Origin of the sequence: Psychrobacillus sp. L3 (assembly GCF_042945595.1) — a bacterium.
GTDB lineage: Bacteria > Bacillota > Bacilli > Bacillales_A > Planococcaceae > Psychrobacillus.
Map to the genome: position 1 here is coordinate 914,073 of NZ_CP168493.1, position 23,324 is coordinate 937,396.

At 35.4% G+C, this 23,324-nt stretch carries 19 protein-coding genes; all 19 read left to right on the top strand.

What is annotated here, in order from left to right; genetic code table 11:
* Positions 1-23: 23 nt before the first annotated feature.
* Complete coding sequence (locus ACEPXD_RS04280) at positions 24-437, top strand: hypothetical protein (RefSeq protein WP_391120261.1); 414 nt, start codon at positions 24-26, stop codon at positions 435-437.
* A 245-nt stretch (positions 438-682) separates the two neighbouring features.
* Positions 683-1,747, top strand: a complete 1,065-nt coding sequence (locus ACEPXD_RS04285) for a glycosyltransferase family 4 protein (protein ID WP_391120263.1) — start codon at positions 683-685, stop codon at positions 1,745-1,747.
* Positions 1,748-1,887: 140 nt separating this feature from the next.
* Positions 1,888-3,003 carry a DegT/DnrJ/EryC1/StrS family aminotransferase gene (locus tag ACEPXD_RS04290; RefSeq protein ID WP_391120265.1) on the top strand — a complete coding sequence of 372 codons (1,116 nt, stop codon included), beginning with the start codon at positions 1,888-1,890 and terminating at the stop codon, positions 3,001-3,003.
* Between the two features lie 72 nt (positions 3,004-3,075).
* Positions 3,076-3,813 (top strand): hypothetical protein, encoded by a 738-nt coding sequence (locus tag ACEPXD_RS04295; RefSeq protein WP_391120267.1) that lies wholly within the window; start codon positions 3,076-3,078, stop codon positions 3,811-3,813.
* Positions 3,810-4,823 (top strand): Gfo/Idh/MocA family protein, encoded by a 1,014-nt coding sequence (locus ACEPXD_RS04300; protein ID WP_391120269.1) that lies wholly within the window; start codon positions 3,810-3,812, stop codon positions 4,821-4,823. Before ACEPXD_RS04295 ends, ACEPXD_RS04300 begins: the two co-directional genes overlap by 4 nt.
* Before the next feature lie 77 nt (positions 4,824-4,900).
* On the top strand, positions 4,901-6,217 hold the full coding sequence (locus ACEPXD_RS04305) for a nucleotide sugar dehydrogenase (RefSeq protein WP_391122995.1): 1,317 nt from the start codon (positions 4,901-4,903) through the stop codon (positions 6,215-6,217).
* 13 nt (positions 6,218-6,230) lie between these two features.
* Complete coding sequence (locus ACEPXD_RS04310; protein ID WP_391120271.1) at positions 6,231-6,962, top strand: acyltransferase; 732 nt, start codon at positions 6,231-6,233, stop codon at positions 6,960-6,962.
* Entirely contained in the window at positions 6,963-8,378 is a 1,416-nt protein-coding gene (locus ACEPXD_RS04315) for a lipopolysaccharide biosynthesis protein (RefSeq protein ID WP_391120273.1), read from the top strand.
* 12 nt (positions 8,379-8,390) lie between these two features.
* Positions 8,391-9,983 (top strand): asparagine synthase-related protein, encoded by a 1,593-nt coding sequence (locus tag ACEPXD_RS04320; RefSeq protein WP_391120275.1) that lies wholly within the window; start codon positions 8,391-8,393, stop codon positions 9,981-9,983.
* Positions 9,980-11,047, top strand: a complete 1,068-nt coding sequence (wecB, locus tag ACEPXD_RS04325; RefSeq protein ID WP_391120277.1) for a non-hydrolyzing UDP-N-acetylglucosamine 2-epimerase — start codon at positions 9,980-9,982, stop codon at positions 11,045-11,047. Before ACEPXD_RS04320 ends, wecB begins: the two co-directional genes overlap by 4 nt.
* A 188-nt stretch (positions 11,048-11,235) precedes the next feature.
* Positions 11,236-12,534, top strand: a complete 1,299-nt coding sequence (locus ACEPXD_RS04330) for an O-antigen polymerase (RefSeq protein WP_391120278.1) — start codon at positions 11,236-11,238, stop codon at positions 12,532-12,534.
* Complete coding sequence (locus ACEPXD_RS04335; protein WP_391120280.1) at positions 12,531-13,646, top strand: glycosyltransferase; 1,116 nt, start codon at positions 12,531-12,533, stop codon at positions 13,644-13,646. Before ACEPXD_RS04330 ends, ACEPXD_RS04335 begins: the two co-directional genes overlap by 4 nt.
* Positions 13,643-14,710, top strand: a complete 1,068-nt coding sequence (locus tag ACEPXD_RS04340; RefSeq protein ID WP_391120282.1) for a glycosyltransferase — start codon at positions 13,643-13,645, stop codon at positions 14,708-14,710. Before ACEPXD_RS04335 ends, ACEPXD_RS04340 begins: the two co-directional genes overlap by 4 nt.
* 14 nt (positions 14,711-14,724) lie before the next feature.
* Entirely contained in the window at positions 14,725-15,588 is an 864-nt protein-coding gene (gene galU, locus ACEPXD_RS04345) for a UTP--glucose-1-phosphate uridylyltransferase GalU (RefSeq protein WP_391120284.1), read from the top strand.
* Between the two features lie 13 nt (positions 15,589-15,601).
* Positions 15,602-16,819 (top strand): glycosyltransferase family 4 protein, encoded by a 1,218-nt coding sequence (locus ACEPXD_RS04350; RefSeq protein ID WP_391120285.1) that lies wholly within the window; start codon positions 15,602-15,604, stop codon positions 16,817-16,819.
* 83 nt (positions 16,820-16,902) lie between these two features.
* The gene (locus ACEPXD_RS04355; protein WP_391120287.1) at positions 16,903-17,946 is read left to right on the top strand and encodes an LCP family protein; all 1,044 of its coding nucleotides are present in this window, start codon (positions 16,903-16,905) and stop codon (positions 17,944-17,946) included.
* 407 nt (positions 17,947-18,353) lie between these two features.
* Positions 18,354-20,885: an SH3 domain-containing protein gene (locus ACEPXD_RS04360; RefSeq protein ID WP_391120289.1), complete on the top strand. Its 2,532-nt coding sequence runs from the start codon at positions 18,354-18,356 to the stop codon at positions 20,883-20,885.
* Between the two features lie 18 nt (positions 20,886-20,903).
* Entirely contained in the window at positions 20,904-21,611 is a 708-nt protein-coding gene (locus ACEPXD_RS04365; RefSeq protein ID WP_391120291.1) for an SH3 domain-containing protein, read from the top strand.
* On the top strand, positions 21,612-23,147 hold the full coding sequence (locus ACEPXD_RS04370) for a SpoIID/LytB domain-containing protein (RefSeq protein WP_391120293.1): 1,536 nt from the start codon (positions 21,612-21,614) through the stop codon (positions 23,145-23,147).
* The last annotated feature ends 177 nt before the right edge of the window (positions 23,148-23,324 follow it).

A 23,324-nucleotide genomic window follows, 5' to 3' on the forward strand; every position in this document is an offset into this window, starting at 1 on the left:
GAGCTAACTGTGGAGGGAAATACATGACTTCGGAAGAAAAAAATAAGGGGAAAATTAATTCGCCTAATTCTTTAACAGAAGAACAAGCCCCAAAGGTTATTGGCTATTATAAACGTCAAGCTTGGGCATTAAAAGTATTTGATAAAATCGATCAAGACAATGTAGTTGCGGATGGTACTAATGTAATACTTGCTTCTTCTATTATCCAATCCACAAACAATTTGTATTTTCCTGCTTTCATGCGTATAAATACAAAAGAAGAAGGCAAAGTGGTTGGAGCTTATTTAATCATAGAAGAAGACGATAGTTTTCAGTTATTACCTCTAGAAAGAGCTTTAGAAGAATTACAAATGAATGAATTGCTTCCATTCAAATATCGAACACTGGGTCAAATTGACGGCGATAAGTATCAAGTTAACTGGCCAGACTTTTCGTGAAAACCCGTAGTTTACTAAGTAATTAACATCAAAAGAAATGCGCTGTTTATTTTGGTATAGAAAAGACTGATTTTCGCTAATAATGAAGCGAAAAGTCAGTCTTTTCTTTCTTTATATTAAACTTGGTTACAACTCTCTTTTTATAGTATAATCATTAATTGAAGAAACTTTAATATTGCTAACACGTCTATTAATGAAGAACATACTAATTACTAATATTAAATAAAAAGACAAGGATGATATTTTTGGATATAAAATTACTTCTTGCTTTTATCGTATCACTGGTAACCGCAATTGCTGTTACACCACTTGTTATAAAACTGGCACATAAAATAGGAGCTGTAGATAAACCTTCGGAACGAAAAGTTCATCAAAATGTGATGCCTAGATTAGGTGGTCTTGCAATATTTATTGCGGTAACTGTAGGATATTTTGTGGCAGGATTATATGAAGCAAAAATTAATGGAATAATTGTGGGTGCATTGATCATCGTTGTTTTGGGAATAATAGATGATAAGTATGAAATTTCTGCGAAAGTTAAATTAGCAGGCCAAATACTTGCTGCCTGTGCAGTAATGGGTAGTGGTTTGACAATTCAAGTATTAAATATTCCATTTTTAGGTGTATTTGATCTAGGTATTTTTTCATATGTAGTTACTTTACTATGGATTTTAGCTATAACAAATGCGATTAACTTAATTGATGGTTTAGATGGATTATCTGCTGGTATTTCTTCCATTGTATTTGCAAGTATTGCTTTTCTAGCATTTTCTGGAGATAAAATGTTGATATTAACACTCTCTTTAGTTTTATTAGGAAGTACACTTGGGTTTTTATTCCATAACTTTTATCCGGCAAAGATTTTTATGGGAGATACTGGATCCATGTTTTTAGGATACTCTATTGCCATATTATCCTTACTAGGATTGTTTAAGAGTGTAACATTGTTTAGCTTTGTTGTACCAGTTATGATTTTAGGTGTACCGATATTTGATACCTCGTTTGCGATTATTCGTAGGCTTGTAAATAGAAAGCCCATATCCGTTGCGGATAAATCGCATTTACATCATCGATTGTTAGCGCTCGGATTAACACATCGAGATACTGTGTTAGTAATATATGGTTTTGGTTTGATATTTAGTATCTCAGCGATTACATTTGAAACATTAACGTTAAGATGGGCAATTTTCATTGTTGTTTTTATTTTAATAGCATTTGAAATTGTTGCAGAAAAAATTGGCCTCGTAAATGACGAGTATCGACCAATAATAGCTGTTTTCCGTAAGGTTGTTGGGTATAAGCGCAACTAGCTTTTGACTGAAGACAAGTGTTTTCAAGTCAGTCAGAGATGTCCACTAATTATTTTAGAGCATTCTAGAACTTAGGGATTTTGTGCTTTTCACATAATAATATTTATTAAATAATTCATTGAATGGTTGGTGTAAACGAGATGAAAGTCCCAATGTTAGATTTATCCGAGCAATATTCATATTTAAAAAGTGAAGTATTAGAAGCGCTAGATAGTGTTATGAGTAGTTCCCAATTTATTTTAGGTAATAACGTGAAGAAACTGGAAGCTGATATAGCTAAGTATAGTCATGTTTCTCATGGTATTGGTTGTGGAAATGGTAGTGATGCAATTCATATTGCCCTACAAGCAGCGGGTATTGGTGCTGGAGATCAAGTAATTACGACACCATTTACATTTTTTGCAACAGGTGGAGCAATTGTAAGAGCTGGAGCAACTCCAGTTTATGCGGATATTGACCCAGTTTCCTTTAATCTAGATCCTAACGAAATTGAAAAACATATTACAGATAAAACGAAAGCGATTATTCCGGTTCATTTATATGGACAAATGTCAGATATGGTAAGCATTCGTGAAATTGCTGATAAACATAACTTAATAGTTATCGAAGACGCAGCTCAAGCGATCGGTGCAAGACAAGGAGAGTTTACAGTAGGTGAATTAGGGGATGCAGCAACATATAGTTTCTTCCCAACTAAAAACCTTGGTGCTTATGGTGACGCTGGAATGGTTATTACAAACAATGACGATATTGCTGAAAAGAGTAAAGTTATTCGAGTACACGGTAGTAAACCAAAATACTACCATCATGTCCTTGGCTACAACAGTCGTTTAGATGAAATGCAGGCGGCAATATTAAATGTTAAGTTTCCTCATTTAGACAAATGGGGTGAACAACGTAGAAAACATGCAGACTTTTACACAAGTTTACTAAATGAAAAAGTGTCTGAGTTTGTGCAACCACCTGTAAAAGTAAAAGGATTCTATCATGTGTTCCATCAATACACGATATTGACAGATCGTCGTGATGAATTACAAGCTTATTTGAATGAAAACGGTGTATCTACAATGATTTATTATCCACTACCATTGCACCTTCAGCCTGTTTTTGAAAACTTAGGGTATAAAAAAGGAGACTTCCCTAAAGCGGAAAAAGCTGCAAATGAAGCTCTATCTTTACCGATGTTCCCAGAGTTAAAAGAAGAACAACAAACTTATGTGGTTGAAAAAATTGCTGAGTTTTTTGCTAAAAAATAATGAAATGGTGAATCGGTAGAGGGGGACGTGTATACGTTTCCCTCTACCTGCCTGTATTGAAGGAGAAGTGTAATGACAGAGAATAAGAGTTACAAATTATATGATTCATTAGAATTCTTTTGGAAAAAGAAGATTTGGTTTATTATTATTCCAATAATTGTGGCTATACTAGGATTTCTAGGTTCTATGTTAATTCCTAAGGACGGTGACTATGTAGGAAAAAGCACCGTATTTACGGGATCTGTGAAATTAGAGGCACTAACAAATCCTGAACATATTATGACTATGTACGGAAAGCATTTTACGGGAAAAACAGAAGTATTTGTTCCAACTAGAAGTTATATTAAAACAGAAACTTATGGGAATAATAAAGAAGAAGTAACAAAAGAACTTACTCAATTCAATGATCAATTATTGGGTGCATTAATGGCACAAAACAACAGAATTATTGAAGGTACTGAAAAATATGCGAAAGCTCAGGCGGAGCGAATAGAAACGTTAAAAACTACAATTGAAGCTTATAAAATGGCTTTGGCAAACACCGATAATGTAACGATAAACATTAATTATTCTATGTTGTTAAGTTCAGCTGAAATGGATTTAACGAATGCATTGGCAACGGAACAACGAGTAAGAAATGATATTCTTGTATTTGAGCATCCTGCTCTTGCGAATGTTTACGTTGTAAAAACAAAATCATATGGCTTAGAAGGCACAATTGCTGGATTTATCTTCGGGATTTTATTAACCCTATTTATTTTATCTTTATGGAAATATATTTTAGAAGCAAGAGGGAGTAAAAGAGCATGATTCAATTTGCAATTGTAGGTATGGGTTTCATCGCAGATAAACATATAGCTGCTATTCGCAATACAGAAGGTGCAAACCTATTTGCCATTTGTGATAACAACCCTGATCGTTTAACAGTAGACGATGATAATGTATTAAAGTATACGGACTTAGAAAAAATGCTATCGGACAATCCCGAAATTGATGTTGTGAATATTTGTGTACCATCCGGTCTTCACGCAAGTTTGACGAAGATTGTTGCGAAATATAAGAAACATATTATTACGGAAAAACCAATGGCACTAAATTCTGCGGATGCGAAAGAAATGATGGAATTAGCTGAAAAAGAAGGCGTAAAGCTTGCTATCGTACATCCAAATCGTTATCGTCCGGCAATTATGGAAGTTCGTAAATTAATGGATGCAGAAAAATTCGGTAAGTTAAGTCACGCAAATGCAACGGTTCGATGGAATAGAGGTCAAGAATATTACGACCAAGCTCCATGGAGAGGTACGAAGAAGTTTGATGGTGGCGTGTTGATGAATCAGGCAATACATAATTTAGACTTACTTCTTTGGTTTATGGGTCCAGTGAAATCTGTTCAAGGTATGGTAGCGACGAGGTTCCGCGATATAGAAACAGAAGATGTTGCAACAGGGCTAATCGAATTTGAAAGCGGAGCACTTGGTGTTGTAGAAGCAGCAACGACGATTTATCCTCAAAATTTAGAAGAATCTCTTTCCATTTTTGGTGAAACAGCTAGCGTGAAAGTTAGTGGGAGAAATGCTTTATTCATCGAAACATGGGATGTTGAAGGAGTTAAAGAAGAGGAAGTCGAAGCACTTAAAGCGAATATACAAAATGAGCCTTGGGGCAAAAAAGGTCATGACTGTATTATCGAAGATATGGTAGCTGCTATAAAAGAAAATAGAGAGCCTGCAGTGACTGGGTTAGACGGTTATAACCCAGTTCGTTTAATCGAAGCAATTATTGAGTCATCTGAAACAGGGAAACGTATCACATTTTCATAACATGAAAAGTGGCGATGATTAGGCAATTGCTATGTAAAATTTATACAATCTGATTGACAATTAAAGGAGAGACAATGATGTCTACATATTATGAGGAATTATTAGCAAAAATTGAAAATCGTACCGCGGTAATTGGTGTAGTTGGGTTAGGCTATGTTGGATTACCACTTTCGGTTGAAAAAGCAAAAGCTGGATACACAGTTATTGGTTTTGACGTACAAGAATCTAAAGTAGAACAAGTAAATAAAGGCATTAACTACATTGGTGACGTCGTAGATCATGATTTGAAAGATATGGTGGAGTCAGGTCACTTAAGAGCTTCTTCCGATTACGGTTCTATTACTGCAGTGGATGCAGTAGCTATTTGTGTACCAACTCCATTAGATATTTATCAACAACCAGATACATCATACGTAGAAAGTTCTGTGCATGAAATCGCAAAATATGCAAAAAAAGGAACTTTAGTAGTTCTTGAATCAACAACATACCCAGGTACTACAGAAGAAATTATCCGCAAAGCATTAGAAGATCAAGGATTTATAGTAGGAGAAGATATTTTCATCGCGTATTCTCCTGAGAGAATAGATCCTGGTAACAAGAGCTTTAATACAAAAAACACACCAAAAGTAGTTGGTGGTATTACGGAAAAATGTACGAATGTAGCAGCAGCGCTTTATAGCAGTGTACTAGATAGTGATGTGCATAAGGTTTCAAGTCCAGCAATTGCTGAAATGGAAAAGATTTTTGAAAATACGTTCCGTCATATTAATATTGCACTTGCAAATGAGATGGCTATTCTTTGTGAAAAAATGGGAATCGACGTTTGGGAAGTAATTGATGCAGCAAAAACGAAACCATATGGCTTTATGGCGTTTTATCCAGGTCCAGGTTTAGGTGGACACTGTATTCCAATCGATCCATTCTATTTAACTTGGAAAGCTAGAGAATATAACTACCATACAAAACTAATCGAATTAGCTGGTGAAATTAATAACTCGATGCCGGATTATGTTATTACACGTGCAATGCAAATATTAAACGACGAAGGTAAAGCACTTCGTAATGCGAAAGTTCTTTTACTCGGCGTTGCTTATAAAAAAGACATCGATGATATGCGTGAATCTCCATCATTAAAATTGATCGAATTACTTATTCAGCAAGGTGCTGATTTCAAATCAATCGACCCTCATGTAGGACAATTCAGAGTAAATGGTGAGACTTTAGAAACTTCTGAGTTAACAGATAAAATGCTTGAAGCAGCTGATATTGTCATTTTAGCAACAGATCATAGTTCATTTGACTATGCAAATATCGCGAAAAAATCAAAAGTAATTTTTGATACGCGTAATGCATTCAAAGGAATCGAAACTCCAAATCGTTATATCAAGCTATAAGGGGGCTACGAAAATGAACTTTATACATGAAACTGCTGAACTAGGTGAAAATACGACAGTTGGTCATTTCTCAGTAATTGAAGAAGGTGCGAAGATTGGTAACAATGTTCGCGTCGGAAATCGTGTAACCATTCATGCAGATTCTATTATCGGTGATGGTACAACGATTGATGATGGAGCAGTAGTCGGTAAACAACCAAAACCTGCAAAAACAAGTACGATGCAAATTACGAAAGAAATTCCACCTCTTCAGCTAGGAAAAGAATGTACAATTGGTGCAAATACGATTGTTTATAGAGGCGCAATTATTGGTGAAAGTACATTAATAGCAGACCTGGCAACAGTTCGTGAAGATGTGGAGATTGGTTCTTTTGTTATCATTGGACGCAATGTTACTGTTGAAAACTTTGTAACAATTGGTAACCGAACGAAAATTCAATCTAACTCTTACATTACAGCTCATTCTACATTAGAAGATCATGTATTCATCGCACCTTGTGTGACAACGACAAATGATAACTTCATGGGTAGAACAGAAGCTCGTTTTGATAAGATCAAAGGTGCGATCGTAAAAAGAGGAGCTCGTGTTGGTGGTGCTTCTATTATTCTTCCTGGCATTACAATTGCAGAAGAAACTTTTGTAGCAGCGGGAGCAATCGTTACAAAAGATACAGAAGAAAAAACAGTGATTAAAGGGTTTCCGGCTAGATTCTTGAAAAATGTACCTGAGGAGGAACTACTCTAAGTGTTTTCTCAGCTAAAACGTTTAGGAGCGGATTCGCTCCTTTACGCATTTATGAATGTAGGAACGAAGTTGATTGCCTTTGCATTGTTTCCATTCTATACGCATTACTTTCCGGATCCAGCAGAGATGGGTGTACTAGGATTAATAGATCGCAATTTTAACCTGTTAACTTTTCTCGTCATATTCGGAACAGACTCTGCATTAGCTTTTTACTATTTTGAATATAAGGATAAAGAAACAAGAGAAAAATATGTACGTTCAGTCATGACGTTTCGTTTAACAATAGTTTTAATATTATTGCTTGTATTCTTTGCAGGTGGAGACTGGTTGTCCACATTATTGTTTAATTCAACTAAATATACATTTTTGTTCTATATTGCATTTGGGACGCTCTTTTTAGATACTATTATTTCTCTCGTGCTTACCATACTACGGTATGAATTTAAAACCAAAAGAGTAGTGTTAACTACAGTAGCTAAAATGCTCCTAACAGCAATATTTTCTATGCTTATAATAGCTTTTATCTGGACATCGCTTGAAGGTGTTCTAATTGGGCGGTTAATAAGTGTAGCGATTATAATGCTAGTGATTATAAAACCGGTCAGCGTATACATACGTCCTTTGTTTGATTGGGAAATTTTAAAGAAGATTTTAATATACGCGACTCCACTTGTTCCTGCATCTTTGGCTTTTTATGTGATTAGTAATGCCAATATATTCTTATTGAACGAATACTCTACCAAAATCAATGTCGGTATATATGAATCTGCCACTAAATTTGCAACATTTATTACATTGTTGACTACAGGAATACAACTTGCTTGGAGACCTTTTTCTATGTCTATGAAAGATAAAGAATCTAGTCCAAAGTTATTTTCAAGTTTTTATGCAATTATTTTGCTGGCAGGATGTTTTGGAGTATTGACGCTGGCTACTATTATGCCGTTCGTTGTTTTAATGTTATCTGAAAATTATCAAAGTGCATATGCATATGTAGCGCCAATTTCCATTGCAACATTTTTAAATTTCTATTATTTGATTGTATCAACAGGAATTTTCTATTCCAAACAAACAAAACACGTATCAATAGCTTTTGGGATTGCTGCAATTATTTCAATAGTTTTAGGAATAGTAGTTATTCCTATGTATGATATATGGGGAGCAGTTATCGCTTATGTTGTGCCATACTGTGTGGCATTGTTTTTAGTATTCCGCAAAAGTCAAAAGTTGTACTATGTTCCTTTTTCGGGATTTAAAATGGCGTGGACAATCTTTTGGTTAATCGCAGCAACTGTAAGTATTGTTTATATTCAAGTAAAGGATTTAAATAGTTGGTTAATTGCAGGAGTTTGGATTGGATTTATTGTCCTAATTCTTCTTATTCGAATGGATAAATATTTTGTGAAAAGAAAGTAATGGTGATAAGACATGGAGAAAAAATGTATAACTAACCTCAGACATAAAGAATTTTATCCTATAAAAGGTGTGGGGTATGAAGGTTTTTTTAGAGGTTATTTTTACTATAAAAATCAATATGTCACCCATGAAAATTTTGCAGATCTATATGATGATGGGGCAACTCCAGATCCCGCGGCTTGGAATGGAGAATTTGCACTCATTTTACAAACTAGCAATGATATCGTTTTAGTTACAGATAAAAAGAGATCTATTCCATTGTTTTATACGTTAAATGAATCAAATGCCTGGATTGTACAAGATCACCTTGAACCAAATTCTACTATGTCCATTCAGAAAGTTGCAGAAGAGGAACTTTTATTAGCTGGCTTTGTAGCTGGTGAAAAAACATTATTTCAAAATTGGTACCAGTTGGAAGTTGCTTCTATTGTTCATTTAAATGAGCGGGCATCCAAGCATTTATATTATTCGTATGTAATAGAAAAAGAACATGACTCAATCGACGCTTTTGCTGAAGAGCTTGCTCATATTTTAAACGAATTATTTGATGACTTAGTAATAAGACTAGCAGGACGTAGAATTGTCCTTCCTTTAAGCGGTGGATTTGATTCTCGTATTATTGCTTTATTATTAAAAGATAGAGGACTCTCTGATTCTATTGTTACTTTTACGTATGGCAGACCTGGTAATGGAGAAGCTACGGTAAGTAAAGAAATTGCTGACCGCTTAGGATTAAAGTGGAAATACTTTGCCTATGACAAAGCAATGTGGGAAGACCTTTATAAATCAAAACTTTGGCAAGATTATGTTTTATACGCAAGTAATGGAACATCGGCTGCACATTTACAAGATTTCCCTAGTACTAAGTTACTGGTGGAAGAAGAGTCCTTACAAAATGCTGTTTTTATCCCAGGTCATTCACTAGATTTTTTAGGTGGAAGCCATTTGCCATATGAAGCGATTATTGATAAAGAGTTTACAACGAAGGAAGTAGTAGATTTTATAGTTCTTAAGCATTTCCGATTATGGCAAAAAACAGGTGGGTTAGGTTATACAGATAGTGATATCTATAATTCAGTTACGAAAGAAGTATCAAATTACACAAACCTTACAAATGAACGAGTAACTTCGATTATTGATGAATGGAACTGGAAGGAAAGACAAGCAAAGTTTATCATTAACTCTGTTCGCGTGTATGAATATTTTGATCAGGATTGGTCTATGCCGTTATGGGATGATCGATTAATTTACTTTTTTAGTAAAATTCCAGTGGATTTAAAATATAAAAAGTATTTATATGATTATACATTGCATAAAATGTATCCTGATTTTTATCCATACCCTCAAAAGCCAGGACCAGAAAATTCATTGAGAAACAAATATGGATTACTCTATCCTTTATTGCGCAAAATATATCGAAAGAAAAATCTTTATCGCAAATATTTTGATGAGCCAATGGAATGGTTTGGAATTTATCCTACGTATAAACAATATGTAGAATCGCTAACTTTTAAAAAAGATGGTCAAAAATATAGTGATCCGTATAATATAAATTCGTTTATTGTAAAAGATACGATAGAGATGATGAAGGAGATAACAAAATGAAAGTTCTAACAATATTAGGAGCAAGACCTCAGTTTATCAAAGCAGCTGCAGTTTCACGGGTTATACGTGAAGAAGAAGTAACTGAACTCATTGTTCACACTGGACAACATTATGATGCAAATATGTCTGATATCTTCTTTGATGAGTTGAATATTCCAAAACCAGACTATCATTTAGGAATTGGTTCTGGAAATCATGGAAAACAGACTGGTGAAATGTTAGCTAAGATTGAAGAAATTATTTTAAAAGAGACTCCGGATTTTGTGCTAGTATACGGGGACACTAATTCTACGCTTGCAGGTGCCCTTGCTGCTGCGAAACTGCATATTCCAATTGTACATATCGAAGCAGGTCTTAGAAGCTTTAATATGAAAATGCCTGAAGAAGTAAATCGTATTTTAACGGATCACGTTTCAAGTTTGCTTCTTTGTCCAACAAATACAGCTATCCAAAACTTAACAAACGAGAACATTACGAATGGCGTTTATAATATTGGAGATGTTATGTATGATGCAGTTCTGTATAATAAAACACTTGCTGAATCTACTTCTACTATTTTGGAACGCGAAGCATTACTATCAAAAGACTATTTACTAATTACGATTCATCGTGCAGAAAATACGGATGATGTCGATCGTATGAAATCAATTCTTGATGCATTTAGTCAAATACCTGACAATAAAGTGTGGCCAATTCATCCACGTACGAAGAAGATATTAGAGGACTATGGGTTCCAGTTGGATCAAATTCCTAATTTAAAAGTAATTGATCCAGTAGGTTATTTAGATATGTTGTCATTAGAAATGAATGCAAAGAAAATTGTTACGGATTCTGGCGGAGTTCAAAAAGAAGCTTATTTTGCAGAAGTGCCTTGTATAACGGTTCGCGATCAAACAGAATGGGTGGAAACGCTAATAGAGGATGCAAATATTCTAACTGGAACGGATACGACTAAAATAGTGGAAGCTGTACAAAAGCAAGTCTCTCCGTCTTATACGCCTGTATTTGGAGACGGAAAAACTGCAGAAAAAGTATTAGCTTTACTGAAGGAATATTCAGCTTAATGAAGCTGCTGCCCCAGGCAGATGCAACAGATTTTTATCGAGCTAGCTTGATAAAAATCTTGGCGTAATTGATGAAAATAAAGTAGGTGTGAGCATTGTTAATTTTTAGCATATGGCTCTTTACTGTGGTGGCTTCCACATACCTTTTCCATAAGGTTTCTGGAAGCCTTTCCCTTGTAAAGCCAAATATGATTTCTATAATATATTATTATTCTTTCCTTATCTCCAGTTATATTGGCGGATTATTAATCGCATTAGGAATAGATGATTATTATATGATCAAAAGAATGGATCATGAAGAATATCGAATTATTGGATTTATTTTATTGACAATATTAATGATTTTGTTCCCACTTACGCAATTAGTTGTAGGAAGACTTTTTGGTTTTAATGCGCAATTAGAATATGATCGATACCTACATGAACCTGTTCGTACAAGTGTAGATAAGAATAAAACCGTTTTTCAGCTAGCATTTCTTGCTCTTTCAGGTATTTCAGTTTTGGCTATTGCCTACACTTTTCTGAAAACCTCTAACCTTCCAATTTTAGAACTGTTAAAAGGGAATACATCAGAACTAGCGAAGATGCGGATAGATGCATCGAGAGGAATTAGCGGAATTGCTGTATATATACGGAATATATTTGGAATTGCTTTAACACCAATATTATCGATTATTGCGTATGTTTATGCTGCCAAAACGAAAGAGTTGTTTTGGAAGGCCCTTTTCTTTGTATTATTTATATCGTCTGTTTTAATTTCTACATATGATTTAGCGAAATCTCCTATTTTCTTTTATTTCATCATGTTAATACTTGCAATGGTTTATTCAAATAACTTAAAGCTTAATTGGAAGAAAATAAGTGGCTATTTAGTAGCTGGAATTATCCTTTTAGTCATCATGTATATTGCTATTCAAGGTGTGAAGGAAGTCGGAAGCTTCTTATCTTATAATACGGGGCCGATTGGAAGAATTATTTTAGCGCAAATTGCACCTTTTTTCTTGCATTTGGATACTTTTTCTCACTCACTTCCTCTACTAGAGGCAAAAGGTTTACCTTCTTTTATCATTGGCTTTTTTGACTTGGAACAAGTTCGTTCTGCTCGAATGGTAATGGAAAATGTTTTCCCAGAGAATGTGGATAAAGGTACTGGTGGTGTATTAAATACAATTTTCTTAGGTGAAGCTTTTGCTACCTTTGGATATATGGGTGTAATGGCGGCAATTGTTTACATTGCCACTATCATTCAGCTCCTTTATATTCTCTTGATCCGTTTACGAAAAACACCAGTTGTTATTGCACTATTTGTGTATTTCACGATTAATATTCCAAGGACGCTTGTCGGGGGAGTTTCAGATTTCTACTTTAACCCAATTTGGGTGATAATGACTGTTGTATTATCTGGATTATTTATTCTAGAACAATACTTTATGGTAATTTGGAATTTTCTTATTAGTAAAGTGAAGAAGAAAAGAGTGAAAGTATGAAGAATATACTCATTTATTATCCTTTTACAATTGCTACCAATCCTAAAAGTGGCTCTGCCATACGTCCAGTGGAAATGCTAAAGGCATTTGAAGTGTATGCAGACAAACATGGACTTGAGATCATCGTCATTTCTGGAACTACTAAGGAGCGACGAATGCTTTGGAATAAGGTAGTAGCGGAGAAAAAATACGAGCATACGTTGTTTTGTTATTCCGAAAATCAGACAATTCCTTTGTGGCTAACCGATCCAGGGCATATACCAAAAGACTGGAAAATCGATAAAGATGTTTTTAAAACTCTAAAGAATCATCATGTGCCAATAGGAATTTTTTACCGAGATGTATATTGGAAGTTTGATGAACTATATTCATTAAAAGGACTAAAAAAGTTCGTCATGCAATCTATTTATAAGATGGAAGAAAAGTTTTACGGAAAATATATGCATACAGTATTTTTACCAAGCGATGCGATGGGGAAATATGTAAATATAAACACTGATAAAATGGCACTTCCTCCTGGCGGTCGATTTACGGAAATCCATACGGATAGTAAAGTTATTCAGCAACCTTTCAAAGGAATTTATGTTGGTGGCATTAATAATGATGATTACGGACTCCCTACATTAGTAGAATCATACGAATTGTTAAATAAAGACAGCGTAATTGGCGAATTAATCATTGTTTGTCGTGAAGAAGAGTTTACTGAGTTAAGCAGTTCGGATAAGGAAAAACTAAGTAAAACGTATATTACATTAAAGCATGTGAGTGGAGCAGATCTACAACAAGTATATGAGGAAGTAGATTTTGCTTTTATTCCAAGAAAAAGGTCGGTATATAATGATTTTGCTGTGCCGATTAAGTTAGTGGAATACTTAACAGCTGGACTTCCGATTATTGCTACGAACTGTTCGGCTCAAGAGGATTTTATAAAGTCAGGTCCATACGGTGTTATTACAGGTGATGATGCAGCAAGTCTTGTCCTAGGGATGAAATCGATTGAGCCCCATTTTACAGAATTTAAGCGCAATATTCAACAATCATTCTTACAAAAGCATGCTTGGAATGAACGTGCCGAACAAGCGGCGCATGCGCTATTAGGAGGTAAACAATGAAAATTGCATTATTAGCTCCAAGTAAATCGATCCATACGCATAAATGGGCATTGTTTTATCAATCTCAAGGAATCGATATTAAAGTGTATACATTTAAAGATCATTATTCCGAAGACAATGCAAAGCAAATACCGACGGAAATTTTACCAAAAGTGTTGCCAGGGAAAGCTTCCTATTTAGCAGCTGCTCCAGCCTTGAAAAAGATGCTCAAAGAATGGAATCCAGATGTATTACATTCTCATTTTGTATCAAGCTATGGTTTATTAGGTGCCATGGTAAATTATAAAAAGTATTTTGTTTCGGTATGGGGAAAAGATATTTTTGTGTTTCCTAAAAAAAGTAGACTCAACAAAAAGTTAATCGAATTTACGTTAAATAAAGCAACTGCTATTTGTTCAACCAGTCATGTTATGGCGAAAGAAACGAATCTGTATACAAAACGTCCGGTAGAAGTAACTCCATTTGGTGTAGATATCGAACAATTTTATCCATCGTCAACAATTGCAGAAGCGGATGAAAAAATCATTGTAGGAACAGTAAAAGGTTTAGAAGATAAATACGGTATCGCTGACTTAGTAAAAGGATTTGCTTTATTTCATAAAGAATTTCCAAACTCAGAGCTTCTCATTACAGGAGAAGGTCCACAAAGAGCGGAATACGAAGAACTTGCAAAAAATATGGGAATTGAGCACGTTACTACGTTTACAGGGAAAGTACCGAATACAGAAGTACCAAATATAATTCGTAAAATGTCCATTTTTGCTGTACCATCTACTGAAGATAGTGAAAGCTTTGGGGTTGCAGCAGTAGAAGCAATGGCTTGCGGCGTTCCTGTTGTAGTATCAAATGTAGGAGGCTTACCAGAAGTAGTCGTACAAGATGTGACTGGAATCGTAACCGACAAAAATAGCCCAGAACAACTAGCTAATGCATTTAAAAAATTGGCTAGAAATAGTGACCTAAGAGCTTCGATGGGTAAAGCTGGAGTAGCTCATGTAAAAGAGCATTACAGCTGGATTGATAATGCTCATTATATGCTTTCATTGTATAAAAAATATAAATGAAAAGGTGAATGGACATGATAAAAAAAGCGGTAATTCCTGCAGCAGGTTTTGGGACACGTTTTCTTCCTGCAACCAAAGCATTACCAAAAGAAATGTTACCAATTGTAGATAAACCAAATTTACAATACATTATCGAAGAAGCAATTGCTTCTGGAATTGAAGACATTATCATTGTGACAGGACGTAACAAAAAATCAATGGAAGATCATTTTGATAAGTCAATCGAATTAGAACTTCTTTTGAAAAAAACGGGTAAACTAGAATTGCTAGAAACGGTCGAAAATATTTCTAACCTTGTGGACATTCATTACATGCGTCAAAAAGAACCGCTTGGTTTAGGACATGCTATACTATGTACGAAAAAGTTTATTGGAAATGAACCATTTGCAGTCCTACTTCCAGATGACATTATTGATGCAGAAGTTCCCGCTTTACAACAGATGATTGAAAAGTATGAGGAAGTCCACAGTAGTATTTTAGGGGTAAATGAAGTTCCGATAGAAGACGTCCATAAATATGGCATTGTCGACTATAGTGAAGCGGAAAACAACTTGTTTTCAGTGAAAAGATTAGTGGAAAAACCTTCTATTGAGAATGCTCCATCCAACCAAGCAATTGTTGGACGTTATATATTAACTCCAGCCATTTTCGAGGAGTTGGAAAAAGTTCAACCAGATGCAAAAGGTGAAATACAGTTAACAGACGCAATTGATTCATTATTAAAGAAAGAATCTATTTACTCTTACATATTTAAAGGTAAAAGATATGACGTTGGAGATAAATTTGGGTTTTTACAAGCAACTTTTGACTTTGCATTAAAGCGGGATGATTTAAGAGAACCGTTACTTGCATACTTGAAGAACAAATTGAGAGAATAAAGCGGTGATAGCTATGCGTATTGTTTATTTATGTCAACATTTTCCACCTGAAACTGGAGCTCCACAAATCCGTGTATATGAGGTTAGCAAAGAACTATTGGCACAAGGTCATGATATTCAAGTAGTCACTGCTTTTCCTCATCATCCACATGGTGTTATTCCGGATGAATATAAAGGAAAGAAATATGAATTTGAAATGTGGGATGGTATTCCAGTCCATCGCACATGGATTTACCCTTCGAAAAAAGGGACTTTCTATAAACGTTTAGTGTCTTATTTTTCATTTACATTTAGTTCATTTTATGGGCTATTGAAAGCTGGTAAAGTAGATGTGATTATCGTGAATTCACCTCCCATATTTTTGGGGTTAACTGGCTTATTAAGTGCTAAACTTAAGGGTGCTAAATTTGTATTCAACGTAGCGGATGTTTGGCCCGAATCGGCAGTAAAACTAGGGCTTGTAAAAAATAAGTTTTTTATTAAGCTTGCGGAAATTTTAGAGTCTTTCCTTTATAAGCATTCATGGAAAATAGCAACTGCTACAGATGGTATAAAATCCTATATTATGAATCATTCTCAGCCTGAGGATAAAGTTTTTGTGTTACCAAACGGTGTAAATACGACATTTTTCCAACCAGCCGAAAGAGACGAAGAATACGTAGAAAAGTTTGGTTTACAAAATAAGTTTGTTTTTTCTTATGGTGGGAATCTAGGATATGCACAAGGCTTAGAGTTTATCTTATATGCAGCTAAAAAAATGCAGGAAACCTTGCCACAAGTGCATTTTTTGATTGCCGGAGCAGGTCCAGAAGAAGAAAAGCTTCATCAGTTGACGGAAGAATTGGGACTTATGAATGTTTCATTTTTAGGTCATCTTCCTTTAAAAGAAATGCCAAAATTGTTTTCTGTAACAGATGTTAGCATTGTACCTTTACGTGATTTGAAATTATTTGAAGGTGCACGACCGTCGAAGATTTTTCCTGCAGCATCATCTGGTGTTCCAGTGCTTTATTGTGGAAAAGGAGAAAGTGCTGAAATTATTTCTAAAAATGGAATTGGTCTAGTTGCGACACCTGAAAACGTGGATTCCATTGCACATACCATGTATAAATTTGTCGAGATGCATGAAGAAGATCGGAAAGAAATGCAAGCGAATGGAAGAAATTTAGCGATAAACGAATATAGTTGGTCATCCATTGTAAAAGATCTATTGGATAACCTTACGAAATAGTAATAGTCATTTCGATATACATGTAGAAGAATTTTATGTATAATTGGTGAGATTATATTTTATAAGTAAAGTAGGTAATTAATATGGCTACTTCGCGTCGTATAAAACGCAAATCCAAGACGAGAAGAAAAATTTTATATACGGTACTCATTGTTTTAATGGTTATGCTTTCAGGTGTTATTGTTTTTGCAACTAATTTGTCTTTGCAGACGAAAAATGCAATAACAAAAATGTATGAACCGCTAGATCGTGATACAGATAAAAATAATAATTCTACTAAAAAGTTTAATAGTGCTAAAGCGGAAGATTCAGCTTTTACAATGCTAATAGCCGGAATTGACAATCAAGAAAAGGCAAAGTATGGTCGTTCGGATGTTTTAATGGTAGCTACTGTTAATCCGAAAACGGAAAAAATATCGATGGTAAGTATTCCACGTGACACGAGAGTTTATATACCTGATTTAAGATATGAGGATAAAATCAATCATGCTTATGCATTTGGGGGCATAAATTATACGATTAATACTCTGGAAAAGCTTCTAGATATTCCAATAGATTATTATGTTTCAACGGACTTCCAAGGATTTGAAGATATTGTTAACACGGTAGGCGGGGTAGATGTAGACGTACCATTTACGTTTAAAGCCCAACTTACTGGTAGTTTAAAATGGATGACCTATACAAAAGGATCCATGTTCTTAAATGGAAATGAAGCACTTGCTTATGTCCGAATGCGTAAAAAAGATCCTCTAGGAGACTTGGGACGCAATGAGCGACAAAGAAAGGTTATTCAAGAAATTATTAATAAAGCTACAAGTTTAAGTAATGTTACGAAAATCGACGATATGATTAAAGATGTTGGAAACAACGTGAAAACGAACATTCCTTCATCGGAATACTTTAGCTTGATCAAAATGTATCAAAAAATAAAGTCATCCCCTATCGAACAATTACAACTCGAAGGAAATGATGATACACGAAAAGGTATCTATTACTACATTCCAAAAGATGATTCACTAGAAGAAGTTAAACGACAACTGAAACTAAATCTAGATGATTTCGGGCAAAATGCACAAAGCGAAATAAACACAAGTAAATCAGTAACTGATTTAACAATCGGTGAGTAAAACGATTAGGTCGCAATGACCACTCGTTTTACTCTTTTTTTTTTTGTGCAGTTTTCTGGTTTGATCACTGTGCTAGGGAAATTAGTCTCGGGTTTGAGGGAGCTGGTCTCGACTTGATTCGAATTGGTCTCGGGTAGGTGCAAACTGGTCTCGCCTACTTCGAGTTTAGTCTCGAAGTGCCAAAAAAGCCCATTTACTGACATAAGGGCAATACCAAAAACTACATTTATCTCGGTTACAATTTATAATGTTGTATATTTAATCTTTAAAAACCACTATTTAGGTAATATTTATTACAAATATTTATATTACATTGTTGTAACATTGGTTTTAATTACATTCGTTGGATTGTTTTATCTAATTTTGTCTATTAAAATGGAAGAAATACACGATTCAAGGAGGAACAAATGAAAAAAGTAATAGCATCTTCTGTTTTAGCAACTTCTGTCCTTTTGCCAATTAATGTTCTAGGGAGCACTCCAATATCTACTTACGCAGCCTCAAGTCAAACGGTTGTAATAGATCAACTTGTCGGGAAAAAAGCTTTACTTACAGCTGCAAACGTCAATGTGAGAAAAGGAGCTGGAACTGAGTTTAATAGTATTTCTAAAGTACATACAGGTCAAATCGTCTCTGTTCTTGCTAGTGAAAAAAATAGTAAAGGCGAGATTTGGTACAAAGTTTCCTATAATTCTACAGAGGGGTGGATTATTAGCGACTTTTTGAAAGCAACTACTGCGATAAAAGGTAGCAATACAACTTCTGGCACTACTTATGTAGGAACAACTCAAAAAATAGGGAAAAATGCTGCAAATATGAGAAGTGGTGCAACAACCTCTTATAAAGTAGTAGCTACAATTCCAGTAGGCACTTCATTGAAAATATTAAGTGCATTTACAAATGCCCAAAATGAAGTATGGTTTAACGTAGATTACAAGGGTAAAAAAGGTTGGGTGACATCTGACTTATTCGTGTTGAATGCAACAGCTGGAGAAACAGCGACATCGATGAAAGTAGTCAACCAAACAACGATTCATAAAGGAGCTACTAAAAATTATGACATCGTTTCCACTGCAAAACCTGGAACAACGCTTGTAATCCATCAAGAGTTTACGAATGCATTGAACGAAAAATGGGTTCAGGTAACCTATGCTACAGGAAAAAAAGGTTGGATGCTTGCGTCAGCCTTTGAAGAAGAATCTATCGCAAACAAAGTGGTAATTAAACAAACTTCCGTATACTCAGGAGCTACGAAGAGTTATAAAACGGTTGCAACTTTAGCTGTAGGTACCAAACTTTCGATTCACCAAGAGTTTACAAATGCTTCAAAAGAAAAATGGTATCAAGTAACTTATGCGGTTGGGAAAAAAGGCTGGGTTCCTGCAGATTCATTTGAAAGTGTTTCAGCAGTTCCTGAACCTCCATCAAACGAAATACCACCTGTAAATGAAATTGATCATGTGGTAATAGATACGAATATAAAAGTCTCGGTACCAGTTGCCAATATGCGTTCGGGCCCAGGAATTGATTTTGATGTCGTGACACAATCCAAACAAAATGACGAATTTATATCATCCGAATATGCAGCAGATGCAAATCAAGAAAAATGGTATAAAGTGAGCACGAGCAATGGAGACGCATGGATACATCAATCTGTTATTTCAATCGTAGAAAAATCGGATGAAACACCAGACATTGATGAGGAATCGGGCATAATTCAACGTTTTAATGCATTAATGTATACGGATAGTTCCTTTAATTCTAAGATTATAGTAGGACTGCCAAGAAATACTGCCTTTACGATTTTAAATGAATTAATCTCTGACGGAACTGCTTGGATTAAGATTCTCACATCTCAAGGTGTCGAAGGATGGATTCCAGATTTTGAAGTAAATGAAGATATTCCAACAAAGTATGGTACGAAAACTTCCACTGTTTTTAGTGGAGCAAGTGATACGTCGAAAAAAGTAGATACAATAAACTTAAATACACCTGTAAGGGTACTACGAACATTAAATGGTTGGGTAAATATTGAAACTCAAAATGAAAAAAGAGGTTGGATTCAAGCATCTCTATTATCTGACGGATCACCAATCCAATTAACAAATGGTAAAACAGAAGTGAGAAATGGACAAGACTACCTAGTATGGTCTAAACCATCTAAATTTAAATTGACCTATACGATGCCATCTACTAATGTTTTAAGAGTTTATGGTAATCTATCTCAAATTAACGAGATTAAATCTAAAGTTATTGGTGTCGACAGTATGAAAGTCGAACAAGTAGCTGGTGGTACATCTGTTTTATTAATAACATTCAATTCCAACTATACGTACACAATTCGAGATTCTGATAAAGAACTTACGATTAAAGTAGTTCCAAAAGGCTTAGTCGGGAAGAAAATTATAGTGGACGCAGGTCACGGTGCAAAGGATCCTGGGGCTATTGGTCCGAATAAGGTAAAAGAAAAAGATGTAACACTTGCGACAGCTAAGGCATTGAAAGCGGAATTAGAGGCTGCCGGAGCAATAGTTGTCCTAACGAGAAGCACTGATGTATTTTTAGAATTAAAAGAACGTACAGATATTGCCAATAAATCAGATTACGATGCATTTATCAGCATTCATGCAGACTCATTTAATGCAACTTCCAAGGGGACTACTACCTATTACAATGCGACCGTGAACTTTAATGGTCCGAAGAGTTTAACACTTGCAAAGAGTATTCAATCAGACTTAGTGAAAACGATCGGTACTTACAATAAAGGCGTTAAAGAACAACTTTTTTATGTCAATCGTATGAATGAGCTTCCTTCTGTTTTAGTAGAGCTAGCGTATATATCCAATCCTACGGAAGAAGCACAATTAGCTTCAGTAGCGTTCCAAAAGAATGCAGCCGCAGGAATTCGAAAAGGTTTAGAAAACTATTTCAATCAATGAAAGAGAGGAAGGTAAAAGATGAAGAAAAAATTTATAAGTGCAATTGCTACTATTCTAGGTCTTAGTTTAATAGTTTCTATGTTTATTCCTACATCTACAAAAGCGGACTCCAATTTACTTTTGGCGTCTGTTGAATGGGTACAAGCACAATTAAATCCATTACAAACGAAAGTAAATACCCTAGAAAAACAACTTGCTGACCAAGAGGCAATGATTAAACAATTACAAAAAGCAGTTGCGGAAGGCGGTAATGTGGTTGTAACACCACCAACTCCTACTGTACCTGACATATCAACTGGTACTACATCAGTAGTTTATACAACTGGTAGTAGTGTAAAAGTGCATAGTGGTGCATCAAGTGATTATAAGGTTTTAGCCACTTTTGGAGCTGATAAAGCCCTAACTGTTGTCGACCAATTTAAAGCATCTACAGGTGTTTGGTATCGTGTAGAGGTTTCCGCTACGGTTAAAGGTTGGGTATTTTCAGGAGATATTACAACAACTAAACCTACTAGCTATATACCCACAAATGTAATAGCTAAACAAGCTGTCAACGTAAGAAAAGGTGCAACAACAAACTATCAATCCCTTGAATTGGTAGCGAAAGGGTCCACCTTAAAATATTTAGGGTCATTCAAAAATGCGAGTGGCGAAACATGGTACAATGTGCAAACCGCAAAAGGAACAAAGGGTTGGGTGCTAAGTACGCTGACTGAGGTGAAATAAATGTTCAAAAAAGGACTGACCGTTTTATCGGTAGCGATACTTAGTTTATTAACAGCAAATACTGCATTTGCATATTCACAAGAAAGCTACCCAAAACAAGTATCAGTGGAAGTACATTCTGCATCTTCCACTTCGCTCAATTTAAATGGCTTGTACAAATTAGAAAACTTAACAACGAAAGAAATGTTCTATGTGCTACCAAATACACCGATTACGTTCTCGCAAGTGAATGGGGAAGTATCTATCTATCAAATAGGCGCTACGATGTATTCTTCAAATGGATATGCTTTACATGCTTTAACTGGTAATGAAAAAATGGTCGTATTCACCGCTGATGTAGAAGGAAAAAAAGGTGCTACTGCAGATTATGAAGTAGTAAAAACATATAAAGCATTTCAAGGTGCATACTTTGTAAATGAATTTACGAATGCAGTTGGGGAACTTTGGTACTCCATTACGGATGAACAGGGCGTTTCTTCTTGGGTACCTGCTACAAGTGCTACTATTGGATCCGTTGTAGCTCAGCCACTTGGTAAAACACCATCTGGGACACAGTACCGAGGCAGCTTTAGTGTTGTAAAATCAGGTGCAAATGTACAGATTGCCAACAGATTAGATTTAGAAAACTATTTAAAAGGTGTTATTCCTAACGAATCACCTGCTTCTTGGCATATTGAAGCATTAAAAGCGCAAGCAGTTGCTGCACGAAGCTACACACTAAGTAAATCTGGAATATTAAGTAGTACAACAAAAGATCAAATGTATAAGGGGTATTCTTCTGAACAAAAAAGTACAAATACAGCAGTAGATGCAACAACTGGTTTAGTAATTAAATCTGCTGGAAAGCTAGTACAAGCATATTATTACTCTACAAGTGGTGGCAGAACTGCGAATATTGGTGAAGCTTGGGATACAGCCCAAGTGCCACAATTTGTCTCTGTAGATGATTCCATCGAAAAGTCTCCATATAGTAATTGGTCCGTCAGCATTCCAGCTTCAAATATTTTAACGAAGTTTGGATTTAATGCATCTACCGATCAATTACTAGATGTGAAGATTACTAAAGGTGGATCAAACGGGGAAGTTACTGCCGTGTCAATCGTTACTTCTGCTGGCGAAAAAACGATCAAAGGCAATGAAACAGTCATGCGCGGTGTATTTTTAGATGCCAACAATGCATCTTTAAAATCAAACTGGTTTGATATCACTTTCACAAAACCATCTGGTGCAACAAACCTTGCTATACAGAATGTAAAAGGCTCAACCACCGTTAATTCTATAACAAATATGCAAGTTCAAACTGCAACTGGAACCGAGACGATCACAAGTGGGTCTGTCGGAATTCAAACGAACGAAGGAATTGTCTCCACAAATGCATCAGCTCCTAGCATTCAATCGATTACCGTAAACGGAAAAGGCTACGGCCATCGAATCGGAATGAGTCAATATGGCGCAAAAGCCCGTGCTGATGCCGGCTGGACATATGACCGCATTCTACAACACTATTACCAAGGCGTTACAATCGAAAAGTACTAACAAAAAGGTGACCAACTTGGTCACCTTTTTCTATGGTATGGAATTAAAATTAAAAGGCTAAGGGGGACCAAATTAGTGTAGGTAGCAACCAAATTACTCTAAAATCCTTCAATTGGGCAAATTCAAGGGATTTCAGCTTCGAGGTGGTGGAATTAATTGTAACTAAATAACGATATA